The 17,221-nt window shown below is 74.6% G+C and carries 3 protein-coding genes; all 3 read right to left on the bottom strand.

Annotated features, from left to right (window positions below):
• Positions 1–10,474 (bottom strand): SDR family NAD(P)-dependent oxidoreductase (locus tag ABZY31_RS30405; protein WP_356416783.1); only part of this gene is annotated, 10,474 nt, incomplete at its 3' end.
• A gap of 24 nt (positions 10,475–10,498) precedes the next feature.
• A complete protein-coding gene (locus tag ABZY31_RS30410) occupies positions 10,499–15,562 on the bottom strand; it encodes a type I polyketide synthase (RefSeq protein ID WP_356416785.1) in 5,064 nt (1,687 codons plus the stop codon).
• Between the two features lie 252 nt (positions 15,563–15,814).
• Positions 15,815–17,221, bottom strand: a 1,407-nt coding sequence (locus ABZY31_RS30415) for an SDR family NAD(P)-dependent oxidoreductase (RefSeq protein WP_356416787.1), incomplete at its 5' end; no start/stop codon positions are given.

Below are 17,221 nucleotides of genomic sequence, written 5' to 3' on the forward strand. Positions count from 1 at the left end.
CGGTGATCCCGGCGGCCGCGGCGATCGCCGCCACCGCCCGGGTGCCGTCGCACAGGTCGAGCACGGCCCGCTGGGCGTCGGTGATGGGCGGCGGCAGGGTGCCGTCGGCTGCCTGCGCGCGCAGGGTGGCCTGCTCGACGCGCATCGGGACGAGGACGGCGTCGCCCAGGGTGCGGGAGGTCTCGAAGAGGGCGAGGCCCTCCTCGGGGGTGAGCCCGGTGACGCCGGCGCGGGCCATGCGCGTCAGGTCGGCCTCGTCGAGGGCGCCGGCCATGCCGTCCTCGGTCGCCCACAGGCCCCAGGCCAGGGCGCTGGCGGTGAGGCCGCGGGCGGCCCGGTGTTGGGCGAGCGCGTCGAGGAAGGCGTTGGCCGCGGCGTAGTTGCCCTGGCCGGGGGCTCCGAAGGAGCCCGCGACGGAGGAGAAGAGCACGAACGCGGCGAGGGGGTGGCCCTCGGTCAGCTCGTGCAGGTTCCAGGCCGCGTCGACCTTGGGCCGCAGGACGGTGTCGAGGCGTTCGGGCGTGAGGGAGTCGATGATGCCGTCGTCGAGGACACCGGCCGTGTGGACGATCGCGGTCAGCGGTCGGTCCGCGGGTACGGCGGCCAGGACGGCGGCGAGGGCGTCACGGTCGGCGGCGTCGCAGGCCGCCCAGGTGACGTCGGCGCCGAGGTCGGTCAGCTCGCGCGTCAGGTCGGCCGCACCGGGTGCCGCGTCGCCGCGGCGGCTGAGCAGGAGCAGGTTGCGCACGCCGTGGACGTGGGCGAGGTGGCGGGCGAAGAGCCTGCCGAGGGTGCCGGTGGCCCCGGTGACGAGGACCGTGCCCGTGGTGTCCAGCTCCGGTGCTCCGCTGTCCGGGGCGGCGGCGGCCGGGGTGGCGGTGCGGGCGATCCGGCGCAGGCGGAAGGCGTGCGCCTCGCCGGACCGCAGGGCGAGCTGCGGCTCGTCGCCGGCGAGGGCGGCGGCGAGCGCGCCGAGCGAGGCGTCGCTGCCGTCGGTGTCGGCGAGGACGAACCGGCCGGGGTTCTCGGACTGCGCCGAGCGGACCAGGCCCCATACCGGGGCGTGGGGCAGGTCGGTGACGTGCTCCCCGGGTACGGCGGCCACCGCGCCCGAGGTGAGGAGCACCAGCCGGGAGGCGTCAAGGCGTTCCTCGGCCAGCCATTCCTGGACCAGGGCGAGGGCTTGGTGCGCGGCGGTGCGGGCGGTGGCGGCGCGGCCGCCGGTACCCACGGCGGCGGTCAGCGGGACGATGACGACGTCCGGGGCGGGTGCCCCGGCGGCGAGCGCGCCGCGGAGCGCGGCGAGACCGGTGTGGGTGTCGAGGGGGGCGCCACCGATGCGGAATCCGGTGGTGTCCTCGCCGAGGACGGCCCACCGCTCGTCGGCGGGGACCGCCGTGGCGGCGAGCGGCAGGCGGGCCCATTCGATGCCGAAGAGGGCTTCGTGGTGGGTGGCGGTGCGGTCGCCGCCGAGCTGGGCGGCGGTGACCGGGCGCAGGATCAGGGAGTCGACCGTGGCGACGGGGGCGCCGGTGGAGTCGGCGACGTCGAGGGCGATACCGCCGGACGCGCCGGGGGTGAGCCGGACGCGCAGGCCGGCCGCTCCTGCGGCGTGCAGCCGGACGCCGGTCCAGGCGAAGGGCAGCCGGGCGCCGTCACCGGGGTCGGCCCCGCCGGGGACGCCGAGGCCGATGGCCTGGAGGGCGGCGTCGAGGAGGGCCGGGTGGATGCCGTAGGCGCCCGCGTCGGCGGCGGGGGCGGCGTCGAGGGCCACCTCGGCGTAGAGGGCGTCCGCGGTGCGCCAGGCGGCGCGCAGGCCCTGGAACACGGGGCCGTAGCCGAGGCCGGCGGCGGCCGCGGCCGGGTAGAAGCCGTCGGTGGGGACGGGTTCGGCGCCGACCGGCGGCCAACTGGTCAGGTCGGCGGGGCGGGCGGGGGCGGCGGGGGCGAGGACACCGCTCACGTGCCGCGTCCACGGCTCCTGGGTCTGGGCGTCGGCGGGGCGGGAGTGCAGGGTCAGGATCCGCCGACCTGTCGGGTCCGCCGCCTCGACCGCGAGCTGGAGCTGCACGCCGCCCTGCTCGGTGAGGGTGAGGGGGGCCTCGATGGCGAGTTCCTCGACGGTGTCGCAGCCGACCTCGGCGCCGGCCCGGAGCGCCAGTTCGACGAAGGCGGTGCCGGGCAGCAGCACGGTGTCCATGACCGTGTGGTCGGCGAGCCAGGGGTGCGTGGACACGGCCAGGCGTCCGGTGAGGACCAGGCCGTCGGAAGCCGGCAGCGGGACGGCGGCGCCGAGGAGCGGGTGGCCGGGGGTGTCGAGACCCGCGGCGAGGACGTCCTCGACGGAGACGCCGACGTCGAGCCAGTAGCGCTTGCGCTGGAATGCGTAGGTCGGCAGCTCGACGCGGCGGGCGCCGGTACCCGCGTGGTACGCGGTCCAGTCGACGGTGGCTCCGTGGACGTGGGCCAGCGTCAGGGCGGTGATGAGGGCTTCGGCCTCGGGGCGGTCCTTGCGCAGGACGGGGACGCAGAGGGCGGGGCCGGCCGGGTCCGCCGGGTCCACCGCGTCGGCGAGGCAGTCCTGGGCAAGGGCGGACAGGGTGCCGTCGGGGCCGAGTTCGATGAAGGCCGTGACTCCGGCGGCGGCGAGGGACCGGATGCCGTCGAGGAAGCGGACGGCTTCGCGGACGTGGCGGACCCAGAAGTCGGCGGAGCCCATCTCGTCGGTGACCGGAGCGCCGGTGAGGAGGGAGACGACGGGGATGCGGGGGGCCGCGTAGACGAGGCCCTCGGCGACCTTGCGGAAATCGGCGAGCATGCCGTCCATCAGCGGCGAGTGGAAGGCGTGACTGACGGTGAGGCGCTTGGTCTTGCGGCCCTGGGCGTCGAAGACGGCGGCGACGGCCCGAGCCGCGTCCTCGTCACCGGCCACGACCACGGACGCCGGCCCGTTGACGGCGGCGATGGCGACCCGCTCGGTCAGCAGTGGCAGGACCTCGTCCTCGGACGCCTGGACGGCGATCATCGCACCACCGGCGGGCAGCTGCTGCATCAGCCGGCCGCGCGTGGCGACCAACTCGGCGGCGTCCTGGAGGGAGAGGACCCCCGCGACGTGCGCAGCGGTGATCTCACCGATGGAGTGGCCGGCCAGCACGTCAGGGCGCAGGCCCCAGCTGTCCAGCAGCCGGAACAGGGCCGTCTCGACGGCGAAGAGGGCGGGCTGGGCGTGATCGGTACGGTCGAGCAGGGCCGCGTCGGTTCCGAACAGCACTTCCTTGAGCGGGAGTTCGAGGTGCCGGTCGAGTTCGGCGCAGACCTCGTCGAGGGCGGCGGCGAAGGCCGGCTGGCTGTCGTACAGTTCGCGGCCCATGCCGAGCCGCTGGCTGCCCTGTCCGGTGAACAGGAACGCGGTCCGGCCCTCGCGTGCGGTGCCGCGCACCAGCCCCGCCGTGTCCTCACCGCGGGCCAGGGCGTCCAGGCCGCGCAGCAGCTCCGTACGGTCCGACGCGACGAACGCGGCGCGGTGCTCCAACGCGGAGCGGGTGGCGGCCAGGGACAGGGCGAGGTCCGCGGGGCTCGGGCCCGTGCCGGTGCCGGTGTGGACGTGGGTGTGGACGTGGGTGTGCAGGCGGCGGGCCTGGGCGCGCAGGGCATCCGGGCCGCGGGCGGACAGCAGCACCGGGACGTACGGCGGCTGCGCCGCTGCCGGGTCCGGGGTCGGATCCGTGGCGGGGACCGGGACGTCCGGGGCCTGCTCGATGATGGCGTGGGCGTTGGTGCCGCTGATACCGAAGGAGGAGACGCCCGCACGGCGCGGCCGGTCCGTGTCGGGCCAGGTGACCTGCTCGGTGAGCAGGGACACCGCGCCCGCGGACCAGTCGACGTGCGGGGTCGGCTCGTCGACGTGCAGGGTCTTGGGTACGACGCCGTGCCGCATCGCCATGACCATCTTGATGACGCCTGCGACACCGGCGGCGGCCTGGGTGTGGCCGAGGTTGGACTTCACCGATCCGAGCAGCAGCGGCCGGTCCTCGGCGTGGTCGCGGCCGTAGGTGGCCAGCAGAGCCTGGGCTTCGATGGGGTCGCCGAGGGTGGTGCCGGTGCCGTGGGCCTCGACGACGTCGACGTCGGCGCCGGTCAGGCGGGCGTTGGCGAGGGCCTGGCGGATCACCCGCTGCTGGGACGGCCCGTTGGGGGCGGTGAGCCCGTTGCTCGCGCCGTCCTGGTTGACGGCGGAGCCGCGGACCACGGCGAGGACGGGGTGGCCGTTGCGTCGGGCGTCGGAGAGCCGCTCCAGCAGGAGCATGCCCGCGCCCTCGCCCCAGCCGGTGCCGTCGGCGGCGGCCGCGAAGGACTTGCAGCGGCCGTCGGCGGCGAGACCGCGCTGGCGGCTGAACTCGATGAAGGTGCCCGGCGTGAACATCACGGTGACACCGCCCGCGAGGGCGAGGCTGCACTCACCGGCACGCAGCGCCTGCGCCGCGAGGTGCAGGGCGACCAGGGAGGAGGAACAGGCCGTGTCGACGGTGACGGCAGGGCCCTCCAGACCGAAGGTATAGGCGACGCGGCCGGAGACGATGCTGCTGGAGCTGCCGGTGCCGAGGTAGCCCTCCACACCGTCGGGCACCGCGTGCAGGCGGGCACCGTAGTCGTGGTACATGACGCCCGCGTAGACGCCCGTACGGCTTCCGCGCACCGAGGACGGGGCGATCCCGGCCCGTTCGAAGGCCTCCCAGGTGGTCTCCAGCAGCAGGCGCTGCTGCGGGTCCATCGCGAGGGCCTCGCGGGGTGAGATCCCGAAGAAGTCGGCGTCGAACTCCGCGGCGTCGTGGAGGAATCCGCCCTCGCGGGCGTAGGAGGTGCCCGGGTGCTCCGGGTCGGGGTGGTAGAGGGCCGCGGTGTCCCAGCCGCGGTTCTCGGGCAGCCGGGTGACACCGTCCTGACCGGCCGTCAGCAGCGCCCAGAGGTCCTCGGGGGTGCGGACGTCACCGGGGTAGCGGCAGCTCATGGCGACGATCGCGATGGGCTCGTCGTCGGCGGCGCTGCCGGGGCCGGCGGGGACGACCGGTCCGGTGGCCGGTGCGGGGTCCTGCTCGGTGTCGTCGACCAGTTCGGTGCGCAGGTGACGGGCGAGGAGGGTCGGGTCCGGGTAGTCGAAGATCAGCGTGGCGGGCAGGCGCAGGCCGGTGGCAGCGTTCAGGCGATTGCGCAGCTCCACGGCGGTGAGCGAGTCGAAGCCCAGTTCCTTGAAGGCCCGACCCGACTCGACGGCCGAGGAACCGGCGTGCCCGAGGACGGCCGCGACCTGCGTACGGACCAGGTCCAGCAGGGCCCGGTCCCGTTCGGCCGGGGCCATCCCGGCCAGGCGGGCCCGCAGCTCCGGCTCGGCCCCGGCGGCGAGGGCACCGGCGGCGGCGGAGCGGCGGGCGACGCCGCGGACCAGCCCGCGCAGCAGCGGGGCGATGGTGCCCGCGGCGGCCTGCGGGCGCAGGGCGTCGGCGTCGACCCGCATGAGGGCGACGGCGGCATCGTCGAGTCCGGTCGCGGTGTCGAACAGCTCCAGACCCTCGGCGACCGTCAGCGGGGGCAGTCCGGCGCGGCGCATCCGGTTGACGTCGGCGGCGTCGAGGGAGCCCGCCATGCCGTCGGCGGCGGACCACAGGCCCCAGGCGAGGGCCGCGGCGGGCAGGCCCTGGGCGCGGCGGTGCTGGGCGAGGGCGTCCAGGAAGGAGTTCGCAGCCGCATAGTTGGCCTGGCCGGCGCCACCGAAGAGGCCGGAGGTGGAGGAGAAGAGCACGAAGGCGGACAGGTCCAGGCCGCGGGTCAGTTCGTGCAGGTGCCAGGCGGCGTCCACCTTGGGGCGCAGCACTGCGGACAGCCGCTCCGGGGTGAGCGAGGAGACGATGCCGTCGTCGAGGACACCGGCGGTGTGGACGACTGCGGTCAGCGGCTGGTCGGCCGGAATCCCGGCGATCAGTGCGGCCAGGGAGTCCCGGTCGGCCACGTCGCACGCGGCCCAGGTGACGGTGGCACCGGACTCGGCGAGCTCGGCGGCCAGTTCGGCCGTACCGGGTGCGTCGGCGCCGCGGCGGCCGACGAGGAGCAGCCGGCGGACCCCGTGGACGATGGTCAGGTGCCGGGCGACGAGGCGGCCGAGCCCACCGGTGGCGCCGGTGATCAGCACGGTGCCCTCGGGCCCGAAGGCAGCGGCCCGGCCGGAGGCGTCGGCGCCGTCGATCGCTTCGTCGAGGGCGCCGTCGACGGCTCCGGACGCGGTGTCACCGTCCCGGCCGGTCTCGACGCGGACGAGGCGCGGGACGAGGACGGCGCCCTCGCGCAGGGCGAAGCGCTCCTCCTCCGCGGCGGCGAGCGCGCGGCGCAGCCCGGCACGGTCCTCGGCCGGACCTGCGTCGACGAGGGCGATCCGGCCCGGGTTCTCGGTCTGGGCGGACCGCAGCAGACCCCAGGCGGTGGCGCCGGCCAGGTCCGTCACGTCCTCGCCCGCTGCCGCGGCGACCGCACCGCGCGTGACGACGACCAGCCGGGCGGCGGCGAACCGGTCGTCGGCCAGCCACTCCTGAGCCAGCGCCAGCACCCTGTGTGCGACGCCGTGCACGGCGTCCGGGGTGACCGGGGCGGGTGCCGGGGCGAGGTGGAAGAAGACTTCCTCCGGTACGGCGGTCCCCGCGTCGGCCGCCGCGGCGAGCGCGGCCAGGTCGGCGTAGAGGTCACCGTTCGCGCCGGGTCCCGGCTCGATCTCCCCGAGGAGGACGTACGGGGCCGGGGCCGTCGGGTCCGGGGCGCTCAGGCCGGTGAGCTCGGACCACTGCTGGCGGAACACCGACTCGTGGTAGGTGGCGCGGGCGGCCCGCAGCTGGTCGGCGGTCACCGGGCGCAGTCCGAGCGACTCGACGGCCGCGACGGGCGCGCCGGAGGCGTCGGCGATCTCCAGCCGGACGCCCTCGGCCCCGGCGGGGGTGAGGCGCACGCGCAGCGCGCTCGCACCGCCCGCGTACAGCGACACTCCGGACCAGGCGAAGGGCAGCCGCCCCTGGCCATCGTCGGCGCCGATGCCGCCGAGCCCGATGGCGTGCAGGGCCGCGTCGAGCAGTGCGGGGTGCAGGCCGAAGCGACCGGCCTGGTCCTCCGTGCCGTCGGGCAGGGCCACCTCGGCGTAGACGGCTCCGCCGGACCGCCAGGCCGTACGCAGCCCCTTGAAGGTGGGTCCGTAGGCGAAGCCGATGCTGTCGAGAGCGTCGTAGCGGCCGTCGAGCGGGACCTCGGTGGCGTCGGCCGGGGGCCAGACGGTCAGGTCGAAGTCCGCGGCGGGGCGGGCGCCCTCGGCGAGGACTCCGGCGGCGTGCCGGGTCCAGGGCTCCTCTGCGGCGACGCCCTCGGCGCGGGAGTGCAGGGCGAACGCGCGGCGGCCGGTCCCGTCGTCGGCACCGACCCGGACGCGCAGCTGGACGCCGCCGCGCTCGGGCAGGACGAGCGGTGCTTCGAGGGTCAGCTCTTCGAGGTGGTCGCAGCCGAGCTGGTCACCGGCGCGGGTCGCGAGCTCCACGAAGGCCGTACCGGGCAGCAGGACGATGCCGAGGATGGCGTGGTCGGCCAGCCAGGGGTGCGTGGACAGGGCGAGGCGTCCGGTGAAGACCATGCCGTCGGAGTCGGGCAGGGCGACACCGGCGGTGAGGAGCGGGTGGGCGGTGTCGTCGAGGCCGATCGCCTCGACGTCCCCGAGGTGGTACGAGGAGAGCGCGGGCCAGTAGCGCTGGCGTTGGAAGGCGTAGGTCGGCAGGTCGACGCGACGGGCGCCGGTGCCCGCGTAGAAAGCGGTCCAGTCCACCCGGACGCCGTGGACGTGGGCCCAGGCGAGCGCGGTGACGAGGGTCTCCGCCTCAGGGCGGCCCTTGCGCAGGACGGGCACGAAGACGGCGCCCTCGACGGTGGTGCAGTCCTGGGCCAGAGCCGACAGCACACCGTCAGGACCGAGTTCGACGTAGGTGGTGACCCCCGCCGCCTCAAGCGTCCGGACACCGTCGAGGAAGCGGACGCCTTCACGGACATGCCGCACCCAGAAATCCGCCGAACCCATCTCATCCGAGACCAGCGCACCCGTCAGGTGGGAAACAACCGGGATCCGCGGAGCGGCGAACTCCAGCCCCGCCACCACCTCACGGAAGTCGCCCAGCATCCCGTCCATGTGCGGCGAATGGAACGCATGGCTGACGGTGAGCCGCTTGCTCTTGCGGTCGGCGAAGGCCTCCACCACCGCGAGCACGGCGTCCTCGTCACCCGCGATCACGAGCGACCTGGGCCCGTTGACGGCGGCAATGCTCACCCGCTCGTTCAGCAACGGCAGGACCTCGTCCTCCGACGCCTGCACCGCCACCATCACACCACCCGAAGGCAACGCCTGCATCAGACGACCACGCGCAGTCACCAACGAGCACGCGTCCTCCAGCGAGAACACACCCGCCACATGCGCAGCCGCGATCTCACCCACGGAGTGACCGGACAGGAAGTCAGGCTTCACACCCCACGACTCCAGCAACCGGAACAACGCCACCTCGACCGCGAACAACGCGGGCTGCGCATACTCCGTACGATCCAGCACCACCGCATCCCCGCCGAACAACACCTCCTTCAACGGAAGTTCGAGCGAGCCGTCCATGCGCGCGCACACCGCGTCCAGCGCGTCCGCGAACACCGGGTAGGCGTCGTACAACTCACGCCCCATCCCCAACCGCTGACTCCCCTGCCCGGTGAACAGGAACGCGGTCTTCCCGAGCCTCGGCGCGCCCTTCACCACCCCTGCGGCGGTGCCGCCCTCCGCCAGTGCGGCGAGTCCGGCCAGCAGGCCCTCTCGGTCCGTGGCGACCACGGCCGCCCGGTCCTCGAAGGAGGCCCGGCCCACGGCCAGCGCCCGGGCGACGTCCACCGGACGCTCCCCGGTGTGGTCGGCCGCGTGGCCGAGGAGGCGCTCGGCCTGCGCGCGGAGGGCGTCCCCGCCCTTGGCCGAGAGCAGCCACGGAACGACCGGCGCGGCCGCGGACGGCGACGCCGGCTCCTCGCTCCGGTCGGACTCCGGGGCCTGCTCGATGATGGTGTGGACGTTGGTGCCGCTGACGCCGAAGGCGGACACGCCAACCCTGTACGGGCGCCCGGTCTGCGGCCACGGCTGCTGCTCGGTGAGCAGCGAGACGGCTCCGGCGGTCCAGTCGACGTGGGAGGTCGGCTCGTCGACGTGCAGGGTCCTGGGCAGCACTCCGTGCTGCATCGCCATGACCGTCTTGATGATGCCGGCGACGCCCGCGGCGTTCTGGGTGTGGCCGAGGTTGGACTTCAGGGAGCCGAGCCACAGCGGCCGGCCCTCCGGGCGGTCCTGCCCGTACGTGGCCAGCAGCGCCTGGGCTTCGATCGGGTCGCCCAGGGTCGTGCCGGTGCCGTGGGCCTCGACGGCGTCGACGTCGGCCGCGGTCAGGCGGGCGGATTCGAGGGCCTGGCGGATGACGCGCTGCTGGGCGGGGCCGTTGGGTGCGGTCAGCCCGTTGGAGGCGCCGTCCTGGTTGACGGCGGAGCCGCGGACGAGGGCCAGGATCCGGTGTCCGCTGCGGCGGGCGTCGGAGAGGCGTTGCACGAGCAGGACGCCGACGCCCTCGGACCAGCCCGTGCCGTCCGCCGCCTCGGCGAAGGACTTGCAACGGCCGTCGGGTGACAGGCCGCGCTGACGGCTGAACTCGACGAAGACCTCCGGTCCGGCGAGGACGGTGACGCCCGCGGCCAGGGCCAGCGAGCACTCCCCCTGCCGCAGGGCCTGGACGGCCATGTGCAGGGCGACGGAGGAGGACGAGCAGGCGGTGTCGATGGTGGCGGCGGGGCCTTCCAGGCCGAAGACGTAGGCGAGGCGGCCGGAGACGACGCTGGAGGCGGTGCCGGTGAGGAGGTGTCCCTCGACTCCCTCGGGCAGCTCGCCCGAGCCGGCGCCGTAGGCGTTGGCGGACGCGCCGACGAAGACACCGGTTCGGCTGCCGCGCAGGGTCGCCGGGTCGATGCCGGCCCGTTCGAAGGCCTCCCAGGAGGTCTCCAGCAGCAGGCGCTGCTGGGGGTCCATCGCGAGGGCCTCGCGCGGTGAGATCCCGAAGAACGCGGGGTCGAAGTCGGGGGCCTCGTAGAGGAATCCGCCGTCGCGGGCGTAGGTGGTGCCGGGGCGGTCGGGGTCCGGATCGTACAGCGACTCGACGTCCCAGCCCCGGTCGGAGGGGAAGCCCGAGATCGCGTCGCCGCCGCTCTCGACGAGCTTCCACAGCTCCTCCGGCGAGCTGATTCCTCCGGGGAAGCGGCAGCTCATGCCGACGATCGCGATGGGCTCGCGGGAGGCGTCGGTGAGCTCCTGGTTCCGGCGGCGCAGCCGCTCGGCTTCCTTGAGGGAGGCCCGCAGCGCTTCAACGACTTTTTCGTTAGGGGTGCTCATCACTTACTCCGCACTTCGGGCACGTCAGACGTTGCTGTTGCTGGTGGTGTTGCCGGGAGGGGTGTCGTCGTCAGGACCGGATCCGCCGTCCAGCGCGAGATCGAGGAGGTCCTGGAGGTCCATCTCGTCGATGGAGTCGAGGGAGCCGAGGGAGTCCCCCGCCGCGTCCCCCTCGCCGGCTCCGTGGCCGGACCCTCCGTCCGGGGTGCCGGGGTCGGCGAGTCGCAGGAGCTCCTCGATGAGCCCGGCCTCGCGGATCCGGCCGAGGGGGATGGTGGCCAGGGTCCGCCGCAGCTCCGCGTCCTGCGGGTCGGTGTCGAGGTCCGCGGCCGCCGCCCCGGCTCCGGCGCCGCCCTCGGGGAAGAGCGTGCGCAGCAGGTGCCGGGTGAGGGCCTGCGGGTTGGGATAGTCGAACACCAGGCTGGACGGCAGCCGCAAGCCGCAGGCGGCGCCGAGGCGGTTGCGCAGGTCGACCGCGGTCAGCGAGTCGAAGCCCAGGTCCTTGAAGGCCCGGTCGGCGGCGACGGCGTCCGCGGAGGGGTGTCCCAGCGCGGCCGCGGCGTGGTCGCGTACGAGGTCCAGCAGGGCCGTGTCCCGGTCGTCGCCGGAGAGTCCGGCCAGCCGCTCCAGGACGGCCTCGGACGGATCAGCGGCCACGGCTCCGGCGGTGCCGCCCGTGGGCGCCTGTGCGAGCAGGGTCGCGCGGACCTCGGGGAGGTCGCCGATGAGCGGGCGGGGCCGGGCGGCGGCGAAGACCGGCGCGAAGCGGTCCCAGTCGACGCGGGCGACGGTGACTGCGGCGTTCCTGCTCGTGAGGGCGCGTTCGAGGGCGAGCAGGTTGGTCTCCGGGGCGACGGGCGGCAGCCCGCGCCGGCTGAGCTGCTCCTCGGCATCGCCCTCGGTGGCCATGCCGCCGTCGGCCCACGGTCCCCAGGCGACCGCGGTGGCCGCGAGTCCGCGGGCCGCGCGGCGCTCGGCGAGCGCGTCGAGGAAGGTGTTGGCCGCCGCGTAGGCGCCTTGTCCGCCGCCGCCCCAGACTCCGGCGATGGAGGAGAAGAGGACGAACGCGTCGAGGGAGTCCGGCGTGTCGAACAGGGCGTCCAAGTGGACGGCCCCGGCGGTCTTGGCGGTGACGACCCGGGCGAAGCCGGGCAGGTCGGTGCCGGTGCCGGGCGGTTGGGAGACGCCCGCGGCGTGCACGACGGCGCGGACGGGGGTGCCGTCGGCCGCCAGGCCCGCGACGAGGGCGGCCAGGGCCTCCCGGTCGGTGACGTCGCAGGCGGCGAGGGTCACGGCCGCACCGAGTGCTTCGAGTTCCGCGCGGACCCGGTCCGCGTCGGGGGCGTCGGCGCCGCTGCGGCTGACGAGCACGAGGTGCTGCGCGCCCCGCTCGGCCAGGCGCCGGGCGACGTGGCGGCCCAGGGCGCCGGTACCACCGGTGATGAGCACGGTGCCGCGCGGAGTCCACCGGGGGGTGGGGTCGCCGGCCACGTGGGCGTGGACGAGGCGCCGTACGAAGGTACCGGCGGGACGGAGCGCGAGCTGGTCCTCGTCGCCGCTGCCGGTGAGTGCGGCGGCCAGTCCTGCCAGGGTGCGCTCGTCGCACGTGCCGGGCAGGTCGACCAGGCCGCCCCAGCGGTCGGGGTGCTCCAGGGCAATGACCCGGCCCAGACCCCATACCCGGGACTGGGCGGCGCCGTCGAGCGGGTCCCCGGGAGCGGCAGCGACGGCGTCGCGGGTGACGCACCACAGGGGGGCGTCGCCGCAGCCGGTCCGCTCGGTCTCCGGGCCGGTGAGCGCCTCGGCGAGGGCGGCGGTCAGGGCGAGGCCGACGGGCACCGCGGGGTGATCGGGGTGGGGCCGCTCGTCCAGCGCGAGGAGTGACAGGACACCGCGTACCGGTGCGGCGACGGTCGCGGCGCCGTGCCCGAGCCGCTCGGTCAGACGCGCCCGCAGGACCGCCGGATCGGTGTCGGCCGTGTCGAGGGGCAGGGTCAGCAGGCGGGCTCCGCCGGCGGTGAGCCGGTCGGTCAGCGCCCGCACCCAGGGATCGTCCGCCTCGGCGGCGGGGACGGGCACCAGCCAGGTCCCGGCCGTGGCGGTGACGGCGCCCTGGCCCGTGCGGGGCAGGGGCTGCCAGACCACGCGGTAGAGGAGGGCGTCGGCCTGCTCCTGCGCCCGCTGCTCGCGCCGCCAGGCGGAAAGCTCGGGCAGGACCGCGCTCAGCGGCCGGTCCGCGCCGGTCTCGAACTCCCCGGCGAGGGCGCTGAGGTCACCGCGTTCGACGGCTTCCCAGAACCGGGCGTCGGCGGAGGTTTCCCGGGTGGGGGCGGCGTCACCCCGGGTGGCGGGCTCCGGCCAGTGACGTACGGACTGGAAGGCGTAGGTGGGCAGGTCGAGCCACTGGGCGGCGCCGGTGGTGGCGGCGGCGCTGTACGCCTGCCAGTCGAGCGGGACACCGCGGGTGAAGATCTGGGCGAGCGCCGTCGCCAGGGTTTCGGCGGCCGGGCGCCCGGCGCGCAGGGCGGGCAGGAAGGCCGAGGCGGCATCGGTGGTGCAGTCCTGCCCGAGGGCGGACAGGACACCGTCGGGGCCGAGTTCGACGTACGTCGTCACGCCCGCGGCCTCCAGGGCGCCGATCCCGTCGGCGAAGCGCACGGCCTCCCGCACGTGCCGCACCCAGAAGTCGGCCGAACCCATCTCGTCCGAGACCAGCGCACCGGTCAGGTTGGAGACGATCGGGATCCGCGGAGCGGCGAAGGTCAGCTCCTCCACCACCTTGCGGAAGTCACCCAGCATCCCGTCCATGTGCGGGGAGTGGAAGGCGTGACTGACGGTGAGGCGCTTGGTCTTGCGGCCCCGGGCCGCGAAGGCCCCGGCGACGGCCTCAGCGGCCCCCTCGTCACCCGACACGACCACCGACGCCGGCCCGTTGACGGCGGCAATGCCGATGCCCTCGGTCAGCAGCGGCAGGACCTCGTCCTCCGACGCCTCGATCGCGACCATCACACCACCGGACGGCAGCGCCTGCATCAGCCGCCCGCGAGCAGCGACCAGCGCACACGCGTCACCCAGCGAGAGGACACCCGCGACGTGCGCGGCGGCGATCTCACCGATCGAGTGACCGGACAGGAAGTCCGGCCGCAGACCCCAGCTCTCGACCAGCCGGTACAACGCGACCTCGACCGCGAACAGCGCGGGCTGCGCGTACTCCGTACGGTCCAGCAGCTCCGCGTCCGCCCCGAAAACAACATCCTTCAGCGGCAGTTCGAGATCCATCCGGGCACAGACCGCATCCAGCGCGGCCGCGAACACCGGGTAGGTGTCGTACAGTTCGCGGCCCATGCCGAGCCGCTGACTGCCCTGCCCCGTGAAGAGGAACGCGAGCTTGCCCTCCGTGGCGCTCCCCTCGATCACGTCGGCCGACGGGGTACCCGCAGCCAGCGCGGCGAGGCCGTCGAGGAGTTCGGCGCGGTCCTGCGCGACGACCGCGGCGCGGCGGTCGAGCGCGGACCGGGTGAGCGCCTGGGCGTGCGCGACGTCCGCCAGGCCGAGGCCGGGGCGGGCGGTGAGGTGGGCGTGCAGCGCGGCGGCCTGCGCCCGCAGGGCACCCTCCGTCTTGCCGGACAGGACGACGGGCAGGGCGCCGGGCAGGACACCGGCCGCGGTCCCGACAGGGGCCGCGGGAGGGGCGCCGACGGGGTCCTCGGTGCTCTCCAGGATGACGTGTGCATTGGTACCGCTCATGCCGAAGGACGAGACGCCGATGCGGCGCGGCCCGTCATGGAGCGGCCACGGCCGCGCCTCGGTGAGCAGGGACACCTCGCCCGCCGACCAGTCGACGTGCGGGGTCGGCTCGGTGACGTGCAGCGTCTTCGGCAGCACACCCATGCGCATCGCCATGACGCTCTTGATGACGCCGGCGACACCGGCGGCGGCCTGCGCGTGGCCGATGTTGGTCTTCAGGGAGCCCAGCCACAGCGGCCGCCCGTCGGGCCGGCCCTGCCCGTACGTGGCGATGATCGCCTGCGCTTCGATGGGGTCGCCGAGTCCGGTGCCCGTGCCGTGCGCCTCGACGGCGTCGACCTGGTCGGGGGTGAGGCGGGCGTTGGACAGCGCCTGGAGGATGACGCGCTGCTGCGCGGGCCCGTTGGGGGCGGTCAGACCGTTGCTCGCGCCGTCCTGGTTGACGGCGGTGCCGCGGATGACGGCCAGGACGGGGTGGCCCTTGCGGCGCGCGTCGGAGAGCCGCTCGACGAGCAGGACACCGACGCCCTCGGCGAGGCTGAAGCCGTCCGCGTCCGGGGAGAAGGCCTTGCAGCGGCCGTCGGTGGCGAGGCCGCGCTGCTTGCTGTAGTCGATGAACGTACCCGGCGCGGACATCAGGGTGGCGCCGCCCGCCAGGGCCAGCGAGCACTCCCCGTTGCGCAGTGCCTGCACGGCGAGGTGCAGGGCGACGAGGGAGGAGGAGCAAGCCGTGTCGACCGTGACGGCGGGGCCTTCGAGGCCGAAGGTGTAGGAGAGGCGGCCGGAAGCGACGCTCGCCGCGTTGCCGGTGCCGAGGTAGCCCTCCACGTTCTCGGAGGAGCTCAGCAGCGCCGTCAGGTAGTCGTGGTTGCTGGTGCCGACGAAGACGCCGACCTGCTTGCCGCGCATCGAGGTCGGGTCGATCCCGGCACGTTCGAAGGCTTCCCAGGAGGTCTCCAGCAGGAGCCGCTGCTGGGGGTCCATCGCGAGGGCCTCGCGCGGCGAGATCCCGAAGAGCGAGGGGTCGAACCGGGCGAAGTCCTGGACGAAGCCGCCCTGGTCGGCGTAGCTCGTGCCCGGGTTCTCCGGGTCGGGGTGGTAGACCGTCTCCATGTCCCAGCCGCGCTCGGCGGGGAATCCGGTGATGGCGTCGACGCCGTCCACGACGAGCTTCCACAGCTCCTCGGGAGAGGTCGCGCCGCCGGGATAGCGGCAGCCCATGCCCACGATGGCGATGGGGTCCTGGTTTCGCGCCTCGACCTCGCGCAGCCGCTGACGCGTCTGCTGCAGATCCGCCGTCGCCAGCTTCAGGTAGTCCCGGAGCGTTTCTTCATTCGCCATTTAACGCAACCACCCATTTGCAGCAGACGGCATCGGAAACCCATGTCGCGGAGCCGAGGAATGTCATCGGAAAAGGCGTCGATCCGCCTGTCGGGCGGAGCGACTTCTCGGCGGCAGGCTATTTGCCGATCAATCCCTCCTACAACCCCTAACTGCCCCCTACGCACCCCTGACCGGGGGTGTGCGCAGAGGGCAGTTTCCCCTGGTCAATTCACAGGGGGCGGGCCATCTTCACCAATAAACGGCAAGCCGTCAATAACGGCCGAGGCCTTCGTTGATGAGCGCGAAGAGTTCCTCGTCGCTGGCATCGGCCGCAGCCCCCGTGTCCGTGGCCGAGCCCATGGACACGGCCGGGGACATGTCCGCGGCGGCCTGTACACCGGCCGGGTCCTCGCTCTCGTTCCACTTCGCCAGCACGGCCTGCAGGCGCATCGTCACCCGGGCCCGTACGACGTTGTCCCCGGTCCCCCGGGCCAGCACGGCCTCCAGCTTGTCGATCTCCTCCAACAGCGGTGCCCCGCTCTCCCTCGCGTCGGGCACGATCCCGGCGCGCAAGTACGCGGCGACAGCAGCCGGGGTGGGGTGATCGAAGACGAGGCTGGCCGGCAGTTTCAGCCCGCTCACCGCGCCCAGCCGGTTGCGCAGTTCGACGGAGGTGAGGGAGTCGAAGCCCAGCTCCTTGAAGGCCCGGCCCGCCTCGACGGAGGTCAGGTCCGCGTGGCCCAGGACAGCGGCCACGGCGGTGCGGACCAGGTCGAGCAGCAGGCGCTGCTGCTCGACCTCGGGCAGCCCGGCGAGCTGCTGGGTGAGCGGCACACCCCCGGACAGGTCCGGGGCGGACTCCCGTTCCGCGCTCTCGATGACGCGGCGGGCCTCGGGCAGCTCCAGGAGCAGGGGCCGCGCCCGGTCGGCGGTGAAGGCGAGCGTGAACCGCTTCCAGTCCATGTCGACGACGGTCAGAGTGGTCTCGTCGCGGTCCAGCGCGTGCCGGAGCGAGGCCAGGGCCCGCTCGGGCGGCATCGCCAGGATGCCGTGGCGGCGCATGCGGTCGCCCGCTGCGCTGTCGTCTCCGTCGGCACTGCCCCAGGGGCCCCAGGCGAGGGAGGTCGCGGGCAGCCCGGCGGCGCGCCGGTACTCGGCGAAGGCGTCCAGGAAGGCGTTCCCAGGAGCCTGGTTGCCCTGGCCGGGCGCGCCGAAGGTGGCGGCGAAGGAGGAGAAGAGGACGAACGCCGACAGGTCGAGGTCACGGGTCAGCTCGTGCAGGTGGAGCGTGGCGTCCACCTTGACCCGTAGGACGGCGGTCATCTGCTCGGGCGTGAGCGTCTCGATGACGCCGTCGTCGACCACGGCCGCGGCGTGGACCACCGCGCCGAGGGGGCGGTCGGCGGGGATGTCGGCGAGGAGTGCGGCGAGTGCGTCACGGTCGCCGACGTCGCAGGTGGCGAGGGTCACCTCGGTGCCCAGCGCGGCCAGCTCTTCCCGCAGCCCGGCCGCGCCGGGGGCCCCGGCACCCCGGCGGCTGACGAGCAGCAGGTGCTCGGCGCCGTTGCCCGCCAGCCAGCGGGCCACGTGCGCGCCCAGCGCACCGGTGCCGCCGGTCACCAAGGTGGTTCCGGTGGGCCGCCACTCGCGCACCGGGGCCGTCTCCGCCAGCCGGGC

The sequence above is a fragment of the Streptomyces sp. NPDC006529 genome, assembly GCF_040611795.1.
Lineage (GTDB): Bacteria > Actinomycetota > Actinomycetes > Streptomycetales > Streptomycetaceae > Streptomyces.

What these genes read in the sequence shown, in the direction of transcription:
- ABZY31_RS30410 (WP_356416785.1), bottom strand. Translation starts at nt 15,562, where the DNA reads ATGGCGAATGAAGAAACGCTCCGGGACTACCTGAAGCTGGCGACGGCG.